The 15,454-nt window shown below is 68.4% G+C and carries 15 protein-coding genes; 6 read left to right on the top strand and 9 right to left on the bottom strand.

The window, feature by feature from the left end; genetic code table 11:
• Nucleotides 1-35 precede the first annotated feature (35 nt).
• The 5 genes from ATE62_RS18000 (at nt 36) to mtgA (ending at nt 4,765) form a co-directional block, all read left to right on the top strand.
• Nucleotides 36-989 carry an RluA family pseudouridine synthase gene (locus ATE62_RS18000; RefSeq protein ID WP_058808979.1) on the top strand — a complete coding sequence of 318 codons (954 nt, stop codon included), beginning with the start codon at nt 36-38 and terminating at the stop codon, nt 987-989.
• An 82-nt stretch (nt 990-1,071) separates the two neighbouring features.
• The gene (rpoH, locus tag ATE62_RS17995; RefSeq protein ID WP_058808978.1) at nt 1,072-1,974 is read left to right on the top strand and encodes an RNA polymerase sigma factor RpoH; all 903 of its coding nucleotides are present in this window, start codon (nt 1,072-1,074) and stop codon (nt 1,972-1,974) included.
• A gap of 11 nt (nt 1,975-1,985) precedes the next feature.
• Nucleotides 1,986-2,822, top strand: coding sequence for a LytR/AlgR family response regulator transcription factor (locus tag ATE62_RS17990; protein ID WP_058808977.1), 837 nt, complete (start codon nt 1,986-1,988; stop codon nt 2,820-2,822).
• A 78-nt stretch (nt 2,823-2,900) separates the two neighbouring features.
• Entirely contained in the window at nt 2,901-4,010 is a 1,110-nt protein-coding gene (locus ATE62_RS17985) for a M23 family metallopeptidase (RefSeq protein ID WP_058808976.1), read from the top strand.
• 44 nt (nt 4,011-4,054) lie between these two features.
• Complete coding sequence (gene mtgA, locus ATE62_RS17980) at nt 4,055-4,765, top strand: monofunctional biosynthetic peptidoglycan transglycosylase (protein ID WP_058808975.1); 711 nt, start codon at nt 4,055-4,057, stop codon at nt 4,763-4,765.
• 212 nt (nt 4,766-4,977) lie between these two features.
• Here the strand turns inward: mtgA and ATE62_RS17975 are convergent, their stop codons facing one another.
• The 8 genes from ATE62_RS17975 to ATE62_RS23695 all read right to left on the bottom strand — a co-directional run bounded on the left by ATE62_RS17975 (nt 4,978) and on the right by ATE62_RS23695 (nt 12,675).
• Nucleotides 4,978-5,394, bottom strand: a complete 417-nt coding sequence (locus ATE62_RS17975) for a hypothetical protein (RefSeq protein WP_156420595.1) — start codon at nt 5,392-5,394, stop codon at nt 4,978-4,980.
• 91 nt (nt 5,395-5,485) lie between these two features.
• Nucleotides 5,486-6,022: a J domain-containing protein gene (locus ATE62_RS17970; RefSeq protein WP_058808973.1), complete on the bottom strand. Its 537-nt coding sequence runs from the start codon at nt 6,020-6,022 to the stop codon at nt 5,486-5,488.
• 55 nt (nt 6,023-6,077) lie between these two features.
• A complete protein-coding gene (locus ATE62_RS17965) occupies nt 6,078-6,863 on the bottom strand; it encodes a polyphosphate kinase 2 family protein (RefSeq protein ID WP_058808972.1) in 786 nt (261 codons plus the stop codon).
• Nucleotides 6,864-6,949: 86 nt separating this feature from the next.
• Nucleotides 6,950-7,891, bottom strand: coding sequence for a hypothetical protein (locus ATE62_RS17960; RefSeq protein WP_156420594.1), 942 nt, complete (start codon nt 7,889-7,891; stop codon nt 6,950-6,952).
• A gap of 58 nt (nt 7,892-7,949) precedes the next feature.
• Nucleotides 7,950-8,822 (bottom strand): alpha/beta fold hydrolase, encoded by an 873-nt coding sequence (locus ATE62_RS17955; RefSeq protein ID WP_058808970.1) that lies wholly within the window; start codon nt 8,820-8,822, stop codon nt 7,950-7,952.
• Between the two features lie 119 nt (nt 8,823-8,941).
• On the bottom strand, nt 8,942-10,732 hold the full coding sequence (gene aspS / locus ATE62_RS17950) for an aspartate--tRNA ligase (RefSeq protein WP_058808982.1): 1,791 nt from the start codon (nt 10,730-10,732) through the stop codon (nt 8,942-8,944).
• A 102-nt stretch (nt 10,733-10,834) separates the two neighbouring features.
• Nucleotides 10,835-12,346, bottom strand: a complete 1,512-nt coding sequence (locus tag ATE62_RS17945; protein ID WP_058808969.1) for an FAD-binding protein — start codon at nt 12,344-12,346, stop codon at nt 10,835-10,837.
• Nucleotides 12,346-12,675 carry a hypothetical protein gene (locus ATE62_RS23695; protein ID WP_058808968.1) on the bottom strand — a complete coding sequence of 110 codons (330 nt, stop codon included), beginning with the start codon at nt 12,673-12,675 and terminating at the stop codon, nt 12,346-12,348. Before ATE62_RS23695 ends, ATE62_RS17945 begins: the two co-directional genes overlap by 1 nt.
• Before the next feature lie 106 nt (nt 12,676-12,781).
• On the opposite strand from ATE62_RS23695, the gene rnd reads away from it, so the two are divergent.
• The gene (rnd, locus tag ATE62_RS17935; RefSeq protein WP_058808967.1) at nt 12,782-13,972 is read left to right on the top strand and encodes a ribonuclease D; all 1,191 of its coding nucleotides are present in this window, start codon (nt 12,782-12,784) and stop codon (nt 13,970-13,972) included.
• Here rnd and ATE62_RS17930 read toward each other — a convergent pair.
• Nucleotides 13,969-15,453, bottom strand: a complete 1,485-nt coding sequence (locus tag ATE62_RS17930; protein WP_058808966.1) for a Ppx/GppA family phosphatase — start codon at nt 15,451-15,453, stop codon at nt 13,969-13,971. The two genes, rnd and ATE62_RS17930, sit on opposite strands and share 4 nt — an antisense overlap.
• Nucleotide 15,454 lies beyond the last annotated feature (1 nt).

Below are 15,454 nucleotides of genomic sequence, written 5' to 3'. Positions count from 1 at the left end.
TTGAAAATCCGCCCCCCAACCCCATATCGCGGCCAATGCAGGGGGATGACGAAGTTTTGACCGTGGCGCTCGGCGAGTGCGCCGCCGGCCTGCGCCTCGACCGCGCGCTCGCCGAGGCCCTGCCCGAACTTTCGCGCGAACGGCTGAAGACCCTGATCAAGGGCGGCCGCGTCACCGATGCGCAGGGCACCACGCTGTGGGACCCCGCGGCGAAGGCGGTGCCCGCGACGCTCGCCTTGCGGCTTCCGAAGCCCGCCCCGGCGCATAATGTCGCGCAGGACCTGAACCTCGTCGTCGCCTATGAGGACGAACATCTGATCGTCGTCGACAAGCCCGCCGGGCTGGTCGTCCACCCGGCGGCGGGCAATCTCGACGGCACGCTCGTCAACGCCCTGCTCCACCATTGCGCGGGGCAATTGTCGGGGGTCGGCGGGGTCGCGCGGCCGGGGATCGTCCACCGCATCGACAAGGACACCAGCGGGCTGATCGTCGCCGCCAAGCACGACAAGGCGCACGAGGGGCTCGCCAAGCAATTCGCCGCGCACAGCATCGACCGCCGCTACCTCGCAGTCGCGACGGGACGGCCGATGCCCGCGAACGGCCGCGTCGACGCCGCGCTCGCACGCTCGAGCACCAACCGCAAGAAGATGGCGGTGGTCGCCGAAGGCCGCGGCAAGCATGCGGTGACGCATTACCGCTCGATCGAGCCGCTCAATGGCGCGACGCTGATCGAATGCCGGCTCGAAACCGGGCGGACGCACCAGGTGCGCGTCCACATGACGCATATCGGCCATCCGCTGGTCGGCGACCCGGTCTATGGCCGCGCCAAAAAGCCGCTGTCGGACGTGCTCAAAACGCTGGGTTTCGCGCGGCAGGCATTGCACGCGGCCCATTTGGGCTTTATTCATCCGGTGAGCGGTAACGCCATCGCGCTCGACAGCGAAATACCCGCGGATATGCGGGAACTGATCGACAAATTGCGCGTTTAAGTTTCGAATGAAAATCTATCTCGACCGGCGGAGCCAACCGCGGCATATTTTCTCCAAAGACTGATAGGGAAGACGCTCTCCTATGGCTAATAAAAGCAATGTTCCGGCAGTGGTGCCCGCGCTCGGCGGTGAGGCGAGCCTGAACCGCTACCTGGCCGAAATCCGCAAATTCCCCCTGCTCACCCCCGAGCAGGAGTTCATGCTCGCCAAGCGTTTCCAGGAACATGGCGACAATGAAGCCGCCGCGCAGTTGGTGACCAGCCACCTCCGCCTCGTCGCGAAGATCGCGATGGGCTACCGCGGCTATGGCCTGCCGGTCAGCGAGCTGATCAGCGAAGGCAATATCGGGCTGATGCAGGGGGTGAAGAAATTCGACCCCGACCGCGGCTTCCGCCTCGCCACCTATGCGATGTGGTGGATCCGCGCCTCGATCCAGGAATTCATCCTCCGCTCGTGGAGCCTCGTGAAGATGGGCACCACCGCGGCGCAGAAGAAGCTCTTCTTCAACCTCCGCCGGATGAAGAACAATCTCGAGGCGTTCGAGGACGGCGACCTGTCGCCCGAACATGTCGCGAAGATCGCCACCGACCTCGGCGTGACCGAGGACGAAGTGGTCAGCATGAATCGCCGCATGGCGATGGGCGGCGACACCTCGCTCAACGTGCCCATGGGCGAGGATGGCGACAGCCAGTGGCAGGACCTGCTCGGCGACGAAGGCCCGCTGCAGGACGAGCGCGTCGCCGAGGCCGAGGAACGCGACGTGCGCCACGCCCTGCTCAACGAGGCGCTCGACACGCTCAACGAGCGCGAGCGCCACATCCTGACCGAACGCCGCCTGACCGACGATCCCAAGACGCTCGAGGACCTGAGCCAGGTCTATGACGTCAGCCGCGAACGCGTGCGCCAGATCGAGGTGCGCGCCTTCGAAAAGCTGCAGAAGGCGATGCTCAAGCTCGCAGGCGACCGCCGCCTCGTCGGCGCCTGACCCGACCGAAGATGCCGGCGTTCCGCCTTCGCGCGCCCGCGGGCCCGCGCCGGTGGATCGCTGTCGTCCTGATCGGCTGGAGCCTGATCGCGCTGGTCCAGGCGGCGCAGGGCTATGGCGTCGCCGCGTGGCGCGGCCAGCCACAGGCGTGGTGGCCGTCGATCGGCTATAGCGCGGCAATCTATTCGGTCTGGGTGCTGCTCAGCTGGCCGATCGTCCGCGCGGTGCTGACGATCGAGCGCCGCATCCGCCGCTGGTGGCTGCGCGTCGCCGCCTATCTCGCGCTCTGGCCCGTGGTCGCGGGCGCGCATGTCCTGCTCTTCGGGCTCGTCTATTGGCCGCTCTATCGCGGCGAGGCGGTGCCGACGCGCGGCGCGATGGTCGAGCATATGTTCGTGCGCAATTTCGACAGCAATACGATGCTCTATGCCGCGCTGGTGGCGCTGACGATCGGGTGGACGCGCTGGCCGCGCCGCATCGAACCCGTGCAGCGTCCGGCGAACGACGACGCGCTGCTGATCCGCGCGCGCGGCCGCGTCCAGCGCGTCCCCTTTGCGGCGATCGACTGGATCGGCGCCGCGGGCGACTATGCGGAGGTCCACAGCGAGGGCCGCGCCTATCTGATCGAGGAATCGCTGACCTCGCTCGCGGCACGGCTGCCCGCCGACGACTTCGCACGCATCCACCGCGGCGCGCTGATCCGCCTCGACCGCGTCCGCGCCATCGACCCGATCGGCCGCGGCGACGCGCATGTGCGGCTGACCACGGGGCAGGACCTCCGCCTCAGCCGCCGCTTCCGCGACAATCTGGCGGCGCTGCTGCACCCGCCCGCCCAGCCGGCCGAATAATCCCGTTCGCAGATCGGCGCTCGCCGCGCCGCGGCGATCCGGCGCAACCGGCGGGCCCGTCCCGCTGGAGATCGCCCCATGTCGCTGCCCTTCCTCGCCGTCCTGCTTGCCGCACCCCTCGCCGCCGTCCCTGCCGAACCGCCTGCCGATATCCGGCCCTATCAGTCGCTCCACCTCGAGCTGCCCTACACGCCGCCGATCGCGCGCATCGATGGCGAGGACCGGCTGGTCTACGAACTGCACACGACCAATTTCTCGGCGCGGACGCTGGCGATCGCCTCGGTCGATGTGCTCGTCGCGGCCGACGGCAAGCGCATCGCGCGGAGCGACCCCGCGACTACGATGCGGCGGATCGGCGCCGCGACCGGACCCGCGAACCACCTCGCCCCCGGCCAGCGCGCGATCTTCTACCTCTCGGTGCCCTGGACCGGCAGCCGACCGGCGGCGCTGGTCCATCACATCCGCTTCGTCCCGCAGCGCGAGGACGGCACATCCGACCCGGTCACCATCGCCGGCGGCGCCTTCACCCCGCGCCCGGCCTTCGAGGCGAGGCTCGGCGCCCCGCTGCGCGGCGGGCCGTGGGCAGCGATTGCCCTGCCCGATATCGACAACGGCCATCGCCGCTTTCCCTATGCGGTGCGCGGCCGCGTCCACATCCCCGGCCGCCACGCGATCGACTGGATGCCCGCCGCGGGCTTCGACCCGGCCTCGACCGGCACCGGGGTCGCGCCCGACGGATCGGGCGCCGATGTGCTCGCGGTCGCCGATGCCGAGATCGTCTCCGTCAAGACCGGGCCCTCCCCCGGCGCCCGCCCCAATGTCGAGGACGAGACCGGCGCGATGATCGTGCTGCGCCTCGCCGACGGCCGCCACGCCTTCTACCAGCATCTCGCCCCCGGCCTCAGCCTCCGCGCCGGCCTGCGCGTGCGGCGCGGCGAGGTCATCGGCAAGGTCGGCGCCTCGGGCCATGTCACCCAGCCGCACCTGCATTTCCATATCGCCGACGGGCCCACGCCGCTCGATAGCGAGGGCCTGCCCTATCGCTTCGGCGCCGGGCAAATCGCCGGGCGCTACGCCGACATCGCCGACTTCGACGCGGGCAAGCCCTGGCAGGCGGAGGCACGACGCCCGATCGACGGCCTGCCGCCCGCCAATGCAGTAATCCTTTTCGATCCGGCGGCGCCATAGACGCACCGGCTTGCCGCCCGCGGCCAAGCGGCTAAGACACGGGCATGACCACTGCGAAGCCGAAACCCAAACGCCGCAAGCTGCCCTGGTATCTGCGGCCCTTCAAATGGCTGCTGTGGTTCATCGTCATCACGGTCGCCTGGGTGCTGATCTATGCCGTCGTGCCGCCGCCGGTGACGGTGACGATGCTCACCGACGGCAACGGCATCACCAAGGATTGGGAGAGCCTGTCGAACATCGACCGCAACATGGTGCGCGCCGCGATCGCCGCCGAGGACGGCAAATTCTGCAGCCACGACGGCTTCGACCGCGACGCGATCGAGGAGGCGATCGAGCGCAACGCCAAGGGCAAAAGGCTGCGCGGCGGCTCGACGATCAGCCAGCAGACCGCCAAGAACGTCTTCCTGTGGCAGGGCAGCGGCTGGACGCGCTATGTCCGCAAGGTCCCCGAAATCTGGTTCACCTTCCTGATCGAGAAGATCTGGGGCAAGCGGCGGATCATGGAGGTCTATCTCAACGTCGCCGAAACCGGGCTCGGCACCTATGGTGTGGAAGCAGGCTCGCTACGCTATTTCAAGCATGGCGCGGCCAAGCTGACCCCGACCGAGGCCGCGCGCATCGCCGCGATCCTGCCCTTGCCCAAGAAGCGCGAGGCGATCAGTCCGTCGGGTTTCACGCGGCGTTACGGGAACACGATCCGCGCGCGCATCGGAGTGGTCGGGCGCGACGGGCTGGATGGGTGCATTTATAGATAGCGGCCGGCTTGGGGTGGGGAGCGGACGTACTTAATCCTCCCTGTCGCGAAGCGATGGGGAGGGGGACCATGCGAAGCATGGTGGAGGGGTGCGTGCAGCCGAACTCGGCGTATGACCACCCGCACCCCTCCACCACCCTCCGGGTGCTCCCCCTCCCCACGGCTACGCCGCAGGGAGGATTAAGATGGCCGCAACCGCCCGAAACCAGCCCCCTATTCCGACGCGTCGCGCGCCGCGTCGGCGACCAGCAGCCCGCCGATCACCAGCACCGCGACGACGCCGATCGCGATTCCCGCCTCGGTCGAGAGGTTGTTCCGCTGTTTCCGCTCGAGCGCGCGACCGTTGAGGAGCAGGCTCTGTTCGCCGTCGAGCGCGATGCCGACACGGCTTTCGAAGCGCCGCGTCTCGCGATCCGACTGGCGGCTGCCGTCCATGTTGATCGTATCGCGCGCCATGCGCAGTTCGAGGCGCGGCGGCTCGGCCTTGCGGCCGCCGCCCAGCGGCAGCGTGAAGCCGACACCGACGATCCCCTCGGCGCGGCCGAGCCCCTGATCGCGAAAGCCTGCCGACTGGCCCAACGCTGGCGTCGTCAGCGCCGCGGCGAGCAACACGGCCATCATCGTTCTCATATCATCCCCCTGATGTTCGTTATTTATGACTCCATGTTAAAAATATATAACATAGAGTCAATAGCGATCTACATGGACGACAATGCGCGCGTTACGCCGGTTTCCAGCTCTTCCGCTCTTCGGCCTGCTTGAGCACCTCGAACGCCGCCTGCCCCGCGGCGAAGCGTTTCGCCGCCTCGGCATCGCCCGGCTTGACGTCGGGATGGCATTCCTTGGCGAGCGCGCGCCACGCTTTCTTGGTCGCTTCGAAATCGGCATCGGGCTCGAGCCCGAGGATTTCGAGCGCGCGCATCTCGTCGGCGCTGCGGCTGCCGTCGCCCGATCCGCCCCAGGCATAGTGCTGCGCCTTGGCATAGCTGCGCGCGCCGCGCGCTTCCTCGGCGGCGCGTTCGGCGGCGTCTTCGGCGCTCAGGCCTTCGAAATAGTCCCAGCCGCGATTATATTCGGCGGCGTGCGTCTCGCAGAAATACCAGCGTTCGGGGCTGTTCGGCGATTTGGGCGCTGGGCAGTTTCCGGGGTCGGTGCAACCGTGGCGGTCGCAGAGGCGCACCTTCTGCGCCTCGCGCGACGATCCATAGGGGCGCCAGCGGGGAAAACCCCAGTCGTCGGATCTCTTGGCGCGGCTCATCCCACCCCATGTAGCGACCGGGGTGCGAATTGGCTAGCCGAGCGGGCCGAAAAACCTAGTCTTTGGGCTCGTAGCCGAACGCCTTGTGCGCCAGCTTGACCGTCGCGGGGTCGCGTTCGGGGGGCGTCATCGGCACCACGGCCTCCAGCGTGTCGGCGATATGCGTCAGCGCCGCGATGCGCGCGGCCTTCTTGTTGTTGCCGTCGATCACCTTCCACGGCGCCCAGCGCGTGTCGGTCTGCGCGAACATCTCGTGGATCGCCGCCAGATATTCCTTGCGCTTCGACCGGTTGCGATAATCGTCGGCGCCGGTCTTCCACCGCTTCCACGGGTCGTCGAGCCGGTCGGCGAAGCGCTTGTCCTGCTCGTCCTGCGTGATGTGGATGAACAATTTGACCAGGTGCGTCTTGCTGCCGGTCAGCTGCGCCTCGAACTCGTTGATCTCGTCATAGCCCTTGCGCCACTCGCCCTCGCTGGCATAGCCCTCGACGCGCTCGACGAGGACACGCCCGTACCAGCTGCGATCGAAGATCGAGATGTCGCGGTTGCCGGGCAGCCGCTTCCAGAAGCGCCAGAGGAAATGGCGCGCCTTTTCCTCGTCGCTCGGCGCCGCGATCGGCCACACTTCGAAATAGCGCGGGTCGAGCGAGGCGGTCAGCCGCTGGATGATCCCGCCCTTGCCCGCCGCGTCCCATCCCTCGAACATGATGATGCTGCGCTGGCCGTGGATGATGTGCGCCGCCTGCAGCCGCTCGAGACGATCCTCGAGCGCCTTGAGGTCCTCGGCATAGTCGCCGTCATATTTGGCGCCGGATTCGAAGTCGGAGAGGTCGATGGTCATGCGACACGCCTTAGCGCGCCCGGCCTATGATCACCAAGCGCCCTTCGCACGGCTGTCGCCCTTTGGCACAGCGCGGCGCGCCTTCCTTACCGCCCGGCGAGCAGTTGCTGCCGCGCGTCCCAGTCGGCGAGCGCGCGGCGATGGCGGTCGATCCGCGTCAGCCCCTCGCCGATGTCGCGGTTCTTCGACCCCAGCCGCTGCGCTTGCCCGTACCAGTCGATCGCCGCAACGAAGTCGCGCCGCGCCTCGGCGCAGAGGCCGAGGTTGAAGGCGAGCGCCGCGGTCGGCTCGGCGTCGCGGGCGATCGCCGCCCAGCTGTCGCAGGCGCCGGCCTGGTCGCTCTTGGTCTGGCGGATCGCGTTCTTGAACGCGTCCGCGGCCGCTTTGGGGAGGCCCTTGCGATTCTCGTCGACGCGGACATTGTCCGAAAAGCCGCTCGGCGCGAGGTCGTAACGGATCGTGCGGACCTGCGCGTCGATCGTCTGGTCGACGAAGCTTTCGACCGTGCGGTTCGCCTTGCGGTCGGGGCACCAGGTCTGCTCGTCGCGCGCGGTCAGCGGGCGGGTGTAGCGGATGCTGCCGTCGCCCATCGCGACGAGGCGGACGTTGGTGCTGACCGTCGCGACGCGGCGGCGGCAGCGGAGGTCATATTCCTCTTCCTTCAGGCACTTGTTCTTGTCGGCGGGGTCCTGCTCGATGCAGCGCTTGCGCTTCTCGGTGGTGCCCGTCTCGTCGACGGCGGTGCGCACGCTGCCGGTCACCAGCGCGTCGGTCGGCACCCCCGATTCGGGCGCGACGACGCGGAAATAGGGCTGGCCGCCGAAGCGCACCCCGGTGAGTTCGCCCTCGAGCGCCTGCGACAGCGCACTGCCGTCCTCGCCCTCGAAGCGGTCGACCGCGATGCTGATCAGGTCGTTGATGTTTCCGTTGCCCGCGGGGTAGCTCCCCGAAACGGTCAGCGTCTCCGCCGCCGCCGGCACCGCGGCGCAGACCAGCGCCGCACCCAGCATCCATCGTCCCTGGCCCATCTCGTCCCCCCGATGCCCGTCAACCCCGCTGGCTGGCTATCGCAGCCCGGCGGGCCTGTCAAAGCGCGGCGGCGATGAGGTCGGCGAGGCGTTGCGGCGCCTCCATGGGGATGAAGTGGCTGCGCTCGCCCCATTGCTCGTCGCGCACTGCGCCGAGCTTCGCGCCGAGCGCGGGCCAGGTCGGGCTGACCGAGAAATCGAGCGCCCCTGCCCGTTCCCCGGTCTGCGCGCGGATCACGCTGACCGGCGCGGCGATGCCGGCGAACCAGTCGTGCGGGTTTGTGCGAAGCGCGCTCAAATAGACCGAAGCCTCGACCGCCGGCGGGCAAGCCAGCTCATATCCCTCGCCATCGGCCGCGGGCAGCAGCCCGTGACGGCAATAGTCCGCGAGGACCACGGGGTCCCAATGCATATAGGGCGGCCGCTTGCCGAAATGCGCGCGCATCGCCTCCCACGCCTCCCAGCGCGCCCGGCGGCGCGCGACGGGATGCTCGGCGGGATCGGGCAAGGGCTGCCCGACGGCATCGGCGTAGAAGGCCGGGTCCATGATCACCGGGTCGATCAGAAACAGGTGCTTGAACGCCGCGGGCCGCTCGGCGGCGAGCCGCGTCAGCAGATAGCCGCCCATGCTGTGCCCGCAGCCGACGAGCGGCGTGCCCGCGAAACGATCGACCAGCGGCAGCAGGAAATCGGCGGTCTTCGCCCAGTCGAACGGCGCGGCGGGCTTGGCACTGCGGCCATGCCCCAGGCTGTCGGGCGCGACGACATGCGTGTCCGTAGGCAGCGCCGCGACGACCTGATCCCACAGCCGGGCGTGAAAGCCGGTCGCATGGAGCAGCAGCACCGACGGCCGCTGCGAGCGCGCGCCCCATTCGAACCAGCAGAGGTCGCCATCCGGCGTCGCGAGCCGGTGTTCGCGCGGCTGCGCCACCTAGATCGTCATCCCGGCGAAGGCCGGGATCTCGCCGTTACAGCCGAACGAGAGGTCGAGATCCCGGCCTTCGCCGGGATGACGGACAAAATGGCGTCGGTTCCCTTTCAATGCTCGCGTCAGCCTTTCGGCCCGTCCACGAGACGGATGCTCAGTTCCTTGAGCTGCTTTTCGCTGACCGGCGCGGGGGCGCCCATCATCAGATCCTCGGCCTTCTGGGTCATCGGGAAGACGATGACTTCGCGGATGTTGGGCTCGTCGGCGAGCAGCATCACGATGCGGTCGACCCCCGGCGCCGACCCGCCGTGCGGCGGCGCGCCGAACTTGAAGGCGTTGATCATGCCCGCGAAGTTCGTGTCGACGTCGGCCTGACTGTAACCGGCGATCTCGAAGGCCTTATACATGATGTCGGGGCGATGGTTCCGGATCGCGCCCGACGACAGTTCGACGCCGTTGCAGACGATGTCATACTGATAGGCGAGGATGTCGAGCGGGTCCTTGTTCGTCAGCGCGTCCATCTCGCCCTGCGGCATCGAGAAGGGGTTGTGGCTGAAATCGATCTTGCCGGTCTCTTCGTCGGCCTCGAACATCGGAAAGTCGACGATCCAGCAGAATTCGAAGCGGCTCTTGTCGATGAGATCGAGCTGATCGGCGACGCGGGTGCGCGCGAGGCCCGCAAGCTTCGCCGCCTTCGCCTCGACGCCCGCGGCGAAGAAGATGCCGTCGTTCGGGCCCAGGCCCATCGCGTCGGCGATCGCCTTCATGCCGTCCTGGCCATGGTTGTTGGCGATCGGGCCGCCGAACACGCCGTCCTTCTGCGTCGCATAGCCGAGGCCCGGGAAGCCTTCCGACTGCGCCCAGCTGTTCATCTCGTCGAAGAATTTGCGGCTCTTCTCATGCGTTTCGGGCGCGGCGACGGCGCGGACGACCTGGCCTTCCTCGACCATCGCGGCGAAGCGGCCGAAGCCCGAACCCTTGAAGAAGGTGCCGACGTCATGGACGAGCAGCGGGTTGCGCAGGTCGGGCTTGTCGCTGCCATATTTCAGCATCGATTCGCGGTAGGGAATGCGCTGGAACGGCAGCGGCGAGACGGTCCGGCCCTTGCCGTCGAAGTCCGCAAATTCCTCGAACACGCCGTGCAGCACGGGTTCGATCGCGGCGAAGACGTCGTCCTGCGTGACGAAGCTCATCTCGAAGTCGAGCTGGTAGAATTCGCCCGGGCTACGGTCGGCGCGCGCGTCCTCGTCGCGGAAGCAGGGCGCGATCTGGAAATAGCGGTCGAAGCCCGCGACCATCAGCAGCTGCTTGAACATCTGCGGCGCCTGCGGCAGCGCGTAGAATTTGCCGGGATGAACGCGGCTCGGCACCAGATAGTCGCGCGCGCCCTCGGGGCTGCTCGCGGTCAGGATCGGCGTCTGGAATTCGGTGAAGCCCTGATCGATCATCCGGCGGCGCAGCGACGAAATCACGTTCGAGCGCAGCACGATATTCTTGTGCAGCCGCTCGCGGCGGAGATCGAGGAAACGGTTGGTGAGGCGGATTTCCTCGGGATATTCGGTCTCGCCGAACACCGGCAACGGCAGGCGGTCGGCCGCCGACTGGACGGTTACCGCGCTCGGATAGATTTCGATCTCGCCGGTCGCGAGCTTGGGGTTGAGCGTCTCGGGCGAGCGCGCCGCGACCTTGCCGGTGAAGGTCAGGACCGATTCGGGACCGACGCCGTTGACCGTCGGATAGAGCTCCGACCCCGTCTCGACGACGATCTGGGTGATGCCATAATGGTCGCGCAGGTCGACGAAGAGCACATTGGCATGCTCGCGCGTACGGTGCACCCAGCCCGAGAGACGAACTTCCTCGCCGACGTTGGCGGCGCGAAGATCGGCGCATGTATGGGTACGATAGGCGTGCATTTTTTCGTCTTTCGAATGTCCGGGGAGGCGCGCGCGGAAACGCACCGATATGGCCGCGCCCAAGGCAGCACGGCGCGCCATTTGTCAAGACTTGTAGGCGATTCAGACCGTCAGGCCGAGCCCGTCGAGCACCGGACTGCCGAACAGCGCGCGGTGCGCGGGGTCGGGCAGCAGCCGGTCGCGCGCGGCGCGCCAGCGGGTGAGATCGTCGCCATAGTCGCCCGCGATGCGCGCCGCGTCGAGGCGGCAGCTCTTCGCCCAGTGGCGCGTGAAGGCCACGCCCTCGCGGTCGAGCAGGTCGACGACGCGGGCATAGGCGTCGGCGGTGCGCTGGCTGCGCGGGCCGTCGAAGTCGATCACCGCATTATGCTCGAAACGCGCAGGCGCAAGCAGCCCTTCGGCGCGTTCCATGAAGCGGATCGTCACCGCGGTCGAGCCGCCATGCCTGGTATAGACCGCGCAGATCAGCTCGAACACGCGCGCCAGTTCGGCGCGGTCGATCGTGACCGACGCGTTGAACAGGTCGGCGAGCGGCCGGTGCGTATCGAGCCCCTCGCCCCATGTGCCGTAGACCGGCGGGTCGCCCACGTCGGGCCCCGCGGCATAGCCCTGCTTCATCGCGAACTGGAGCAACGCGCCGCGCGCCCAGGGATAATCGTCGAGCAATTTGCCGAGCAGGCTCAGCGCGTCGTAACCCGCGCCCATCTGGCCGGGCGTGGCGTGCGGATAGTCCTGGCGCCATTCCTCGCGATACAGGAAACGCAGCATCGCGGGCCGCTTGAACGGCTTGAAGGGATTGACGATCATCTGCACGAAGTCGGGCTCGCGATCGAGCGCGTAGGCCGCCGAAAAGCGCCGGAAAGCGCCCGCCGCCAGCCAGCCCAGAGCCGCGCAGTCGACTTTGCGCAAATTCTGGATCGGGCGGACGAGGAATTTGGGGACGCTATCGACGACGAGCGCGGTGACGATACCGAGCGCCCCGACGGGAAGCTGGACCGCCGCGAAGAGATCGTCGTCGCGCAGCGGCACCGAGCCGGTGGCGGCGATGAAGGCGTCGCTCATCAGCCCCGCGGCGGGCTCGACCCAGTGGACGCCCGACGGCGTGACGACCTGCACCGCGCGGATATGGTCCTGGATGCCGCCGCGCGTCACCATCGACCCGTGCGTGCCGGTCGCCGCGGCGCCCGCGAAGGTCTGGCCGTTGCCCGCGCCGCTGGTCCAGAGCGAACGCCCCTGCTCCTCGAGCTTGTCGGAAACCTCGTCGACGAGCGCCCCCGCCTGGGCGAGCATCAGCCCCGCAGCATCGACGCCCGGCCGCACGTCGCCCGCGGCGATGCGGAAGCAGCGGTTGAAACGGCGCGTGTGGAGCAGCCACGCCTGCGAACAGATATTGACGTTCGACGGCGACCAGCCCGCGCCGAGCGGGCGCACGCGCTTTCCCTGACGCTGGGCGTCGGCCAGCCATTCGCGCACCGCCGCCGCGGCCGCCGCCAGCTCGTCGCGCCCGCGCGGCGCGTCGCCGCTGCGCAGCGCATAGCGCACCGCGCCCTCGCAGACGCCGGTGCCGTGATAATTGGTCCAGTCGGCCTCCGCGCCGAGCTTCACGATCGGCATCACGCGTCTCCCAGCGGATGGATGCCGGCGTTTGCGCGCCAGGCGATGGTGACCGGCCGCACCGCGCCGAAACTGGCGATCGCGGTCAGCACCTGCTTCCGCGTCGCATAGACGCGCACGTCGCACAGTCCATGATCGGATTCGGGCGTGACGAAGGGCTGGTGCGACTCGGCGGCGAGCCCCCACCAGCGCATGGTGACCGTCATCGACTCCTCGTCGAGCGGGCGCGGATTGGCGATCGACACGAAGATGTCGGCCTGTCCCGCGAGATATTGTCCGAAAAGCAGCGCGAATCCGAGCGCCGCCAGCCCCCAACCGACCCAATGCATGTCGATACCCCTTCGCGTTTCCCGGCCGGTGTTCCGGCTCCACGACCCCGAAGAGCTCGGGCAAATTTTCCTGCCCGTCTGCATCAACTAGCTGTATAGGCGCGGCATGCAAGTCCATCCGCTCATCGAAACCAGCGCCGCGCTCGCCGAATTCTGCAAATTGATCGAGAACAGCGATTTCATCGCCGTCGATACCGAGTTCATGCGCGAGAATACCTTCTGGCCCGAACTCTGCCTGATTCAGGTCGCCGACAGCGAACATGCCGCGGCGATCGACCCGATGGCCAAGGACATGGACCTGACCCCGCTGCTCGACATGCTCGTCGACAATGAGGAGATGCTGAAGGTCTTCCACGCGGGCGGGCAGGATGTCGAAATCATCTTCAACCTGACGGGGAAGACGCCGCACCCGATCTTCGACACGCAGATCGGCCAGATGGCGCTCGGCCAGGCCGAGCAGGTCGGCTATTCGAACCTGGTCGAGGCGTGGATCGGCCTCCATCTCGACAAGGGCGCGCGCTTCACCGACTGGAGCCGCCGCCCGCTCGACAAGCGCCAGATCGACTATGCGATCGGCGACGTCACGCATCTCGCCAAGATTTTCCCGATGATGCTCAAGAAGCTGGTCAAGACCGGGCGCGGCCACTGGCTCGACGAGGAAATGGAAAAGCTCGCCGATCCGGCCAATTACAACGTCGATCCCGACCAAGTTTGGCACCGCATCAAGATCCCGTCGCGCAAGCCCGACGTGCTCGGACGGCTGAAGGCGCTCGCCGCGTGGCGCGAGCGCGAGGCACGGACCAAGAACCTGCCGCGTGGGCGTATCGTCAAGGACGAGACGCTCGCCGACCTCGCCGCGCATCCGCCGAAGGACCAGGACGGGCTCGGCCGCGTGCGCGGGCTGTCGGCGACCTGGCGCTCGAACGACATCGGCAGCCGGCTGATGGACGCGCTCGCCAATGCCGAGCCGCTCGGCCGCGACGACATGCCTGACCGGGCGCCGCGCGGGCCGGGGCTCGGCAAGGAGGGTGTGCTGGTTGCCGACCTTTTGAAGCTGCTGCTCAAGATTCGCGCGCGCGAGCTCAATGTCGCGGCGCGGCTGATCGCACGGAGCGACGACCTCGAGGCGCTGGCGGCGGGGCGGCGCGACGCCATTCCGATGCTCCAGGGCTGGCGCCACGATGTCTTCGGCCATGCCGCGCTCGACCTGGTCGAGGGGCGGATGGGCTTTGCGGTCAAGAACGGCAAGCTGGTGATGAGCGAGATCGAAAACCCCGCGCCGATCGACGCGGCCTAAAGCAGCACGAGTTCGGGTTTGGCGTCGAGCGCCTGCGCGAGCGAGCGCAGGCGGCGATCGACCGATTCGCCCGCCAGATGATGCCAGCCGGCGTCGAGGCGGAGCACCAGCTTGCCATCCTCCTGCGCGATGCGGCTCGCCTTGAGCGGCGCCTCGACCCCGCCGGTCAGCCGCTGCGCGAGGCGGATCGCGAGCCCCCATTGCCGCGCGCGCGCCAGCCGCTCGCTGGACACGAGACTGCCCATCGCCGGGAAATCGCCGTCGGCGCCGCCGAACCCCGCGTGCAGCGCGCGCGCGAGCAGGATGCGCCCGGGAATGTCGATGCCGCGCCAGTTGCCGTGGAGGCCGATCTCGGTGCCGCGCTCGGCGCGGAAATCGGGGTTCGCCGACCAGGCGACGTCGCTGAGCAGGCTCGCGGCGAGGCGGATGCGGCTGTCGGCCTGGTCCTCGCTGGCGAAGAGCGGCGCGATCCACTCGGCGAGCGCGGGGCCGTGCGGCGCAAAACGCGCGAGGCGGCGGCCCTCGAACTCGGCGGCGACGATCAGCGGATCCTGCGCCCGCGTGCCCGCGTCGAGCGCCTGATAGAGCAAACCTTCGCGCAGCCCCGACGACGAGACGGTCATTTCGGGCACGTCGATGATGTTGGCGAGCGCCGCGAGCAGCGCGGCGGCGTCGGGTAGCGAGGCGGCGCGGTTCGACGCCATGCCGGGGATCGCCTTCAGTTCCTCGAAGCTCAGCCGCCGCGTCGCGCGGATCAGGCGGCGGAGCGCGGTGCGCGGCAGCGTGTGCTGGTCGAGCACCGCGAGCGGGTCCTTGGTGAGTTCGAGATCGAGCCGCGCGAGCGCGCGCCACGAGCCGCCGACGAGGTAGAGCGGCAGCCCCGCGCAATCGCCCGGCCAGCCCTTGGCGCGCAGCATCTTGCGCAGCGTGCGCTCGAACGCCTGATGTCCGTCCTTGCGCAGCGCGGGGAGGCGGAGAACACCAAGCGGGAAGCTGTTGCGGCGGCCGACCTGGCCGTTCGAAACCTGCGCCAGCTCGAGGCTGCCGCCGCCGAGATCGACCGCGATGCCATGCGCGTCGGGGATTGCCGCAATCACGCCATTACCCGCGGCCTCGGCTTCCTCCTGCCCCGAGAGCAGCCGGATTTCGAGCCCCGCTTCGGCGGCTCCGGCGATGAAGTCGGGGCCGTTGCTCGCGTCGCGCACCGCAGCGGTCGCGACGCATTGCAGGTCCTGCACCTCCATATGCTTGGCGAGCAGCGCGTAGCGGCGGAGCGCATAGAGGCCGCGCTCGGCATCCTCGGGGGCGATGCGGCCGTCGATCGCGAGGCCGCGGCCGAGGCCGGCCGCCACCTTCTCGTTGAAGATCACCGCGGGCGCGCGCGGCGGGCCTTCATAGACGACGAGGCGCACCGAGTTCGAGCCGATGTCGATGACCGCCGAGCGGTGGACCTTGGGAGCGGGGATTCGGCGGAAGGGCAAG

It is taken from the genome of Sphingopyxis sp. HIX (genome assembly GCF_001468285.1).
Taxonomy (GTDB): domain Bacteria; phylum Pseudomonadota; class Alphaproteobacteria; order Sphingomonadales; family Sphingomonadaceae; genus Sphingopyxis.
This window is presented reverse-complemented; position numbering and strand designations above follow the sequence as displayed.

Bases quoted from the DNA above. Each gene is read 5' to 3' on its own strand.
- ATE62_RS18000 (WP_058808979.1), top strand. From the start codon at position 36: ATGCAGGGGGATGACGAAGTTTTGACCGTGGCGCTCGGCGAGTGCGCC.
- rpoH (WP_058808978.1), top strand. From the start codon at position 1,072: ATGGCTAATAAAAGCAATGTTCCGGCAGTGGTGCCCGCGCTCGGCGGT.
- ATE62_RS17990 (WP_058808977.1), top strand. From the start codon at position 1,986: ATGCCGGCGTTCCGCCTTCGCGCGCCCGCGGGCCCGCGCCGGTGGATC.
- ATE62_RS17985 (WP_058808976.1), top strand. From the start codon at position 2,901: ATGTCGCTGCCCTTCCTCGCCGTCCTGCTTGCCGCACCCCTCGCCGCC.
- mtgA (WP_058808975.1), top strand. From the start codon at position 4,055: ATGACCACTGCGAAGCCGAAACCCAAACGCCGCAAGCTGCCCTGGTAT.
- ATE62_RS17975 (WP_156420595.1), bottom strand. From the start codon at position 5,394: ATGAGAACGATGATGGCCGTGTTGCTCGCCGCGGCGCTGACGACGCCA.
- ATE62_RS17970 (WP_058808973.1), bottom strand. From the start codon at position 6,022: ATGAGCCGCGCCAAGAGATCCGACGACTGGGGTTTTCCCCGCTGGCGC.
- ATE62_RS17965 (WP_058808972.1), bottom strand. From the start codon at position 6,863: ATGACCATCGACCTCTCCGACTTCGAATCCGGCGCCAAATATGACGGC.
- ATE62_RS17960 (WP_156420594.1), bottom strand. From the start codon at position 7,891: ATGGGCCAGGGACGATGGATGCTGGGTGCGGCGCTGGTCTGCGCCGCG.
- aspS (WP_058808982.1), bottom strand. From the start codon at position 10,732: ATGCACGCCTATCGTACCCATACATGCGCCGATCTTCGCGCCGCCAAC.
- ATE62_RS17945 (WP_058808969.1), bottom strand. From the start codon at position 12,346: ATGCCGATCGTGAAGCTCGGCGCGGAGGCCGACTGGACCAATTATCAC.
- ATE62_RS23695 (WP_058808968.1), bottom strand. From the start codon at position 12,675: ATGCATTGGGTCGGTTGGGGGCTGGCGGCGCTCGGATTCGCGCTGCTT.
- rnd (WP_058808967.1), top strand. From the start codon at position 12,782: ATGCAAGTCCATCCGCTCATCGAAACCAGCGCCGCGCTCGCCGAATTC.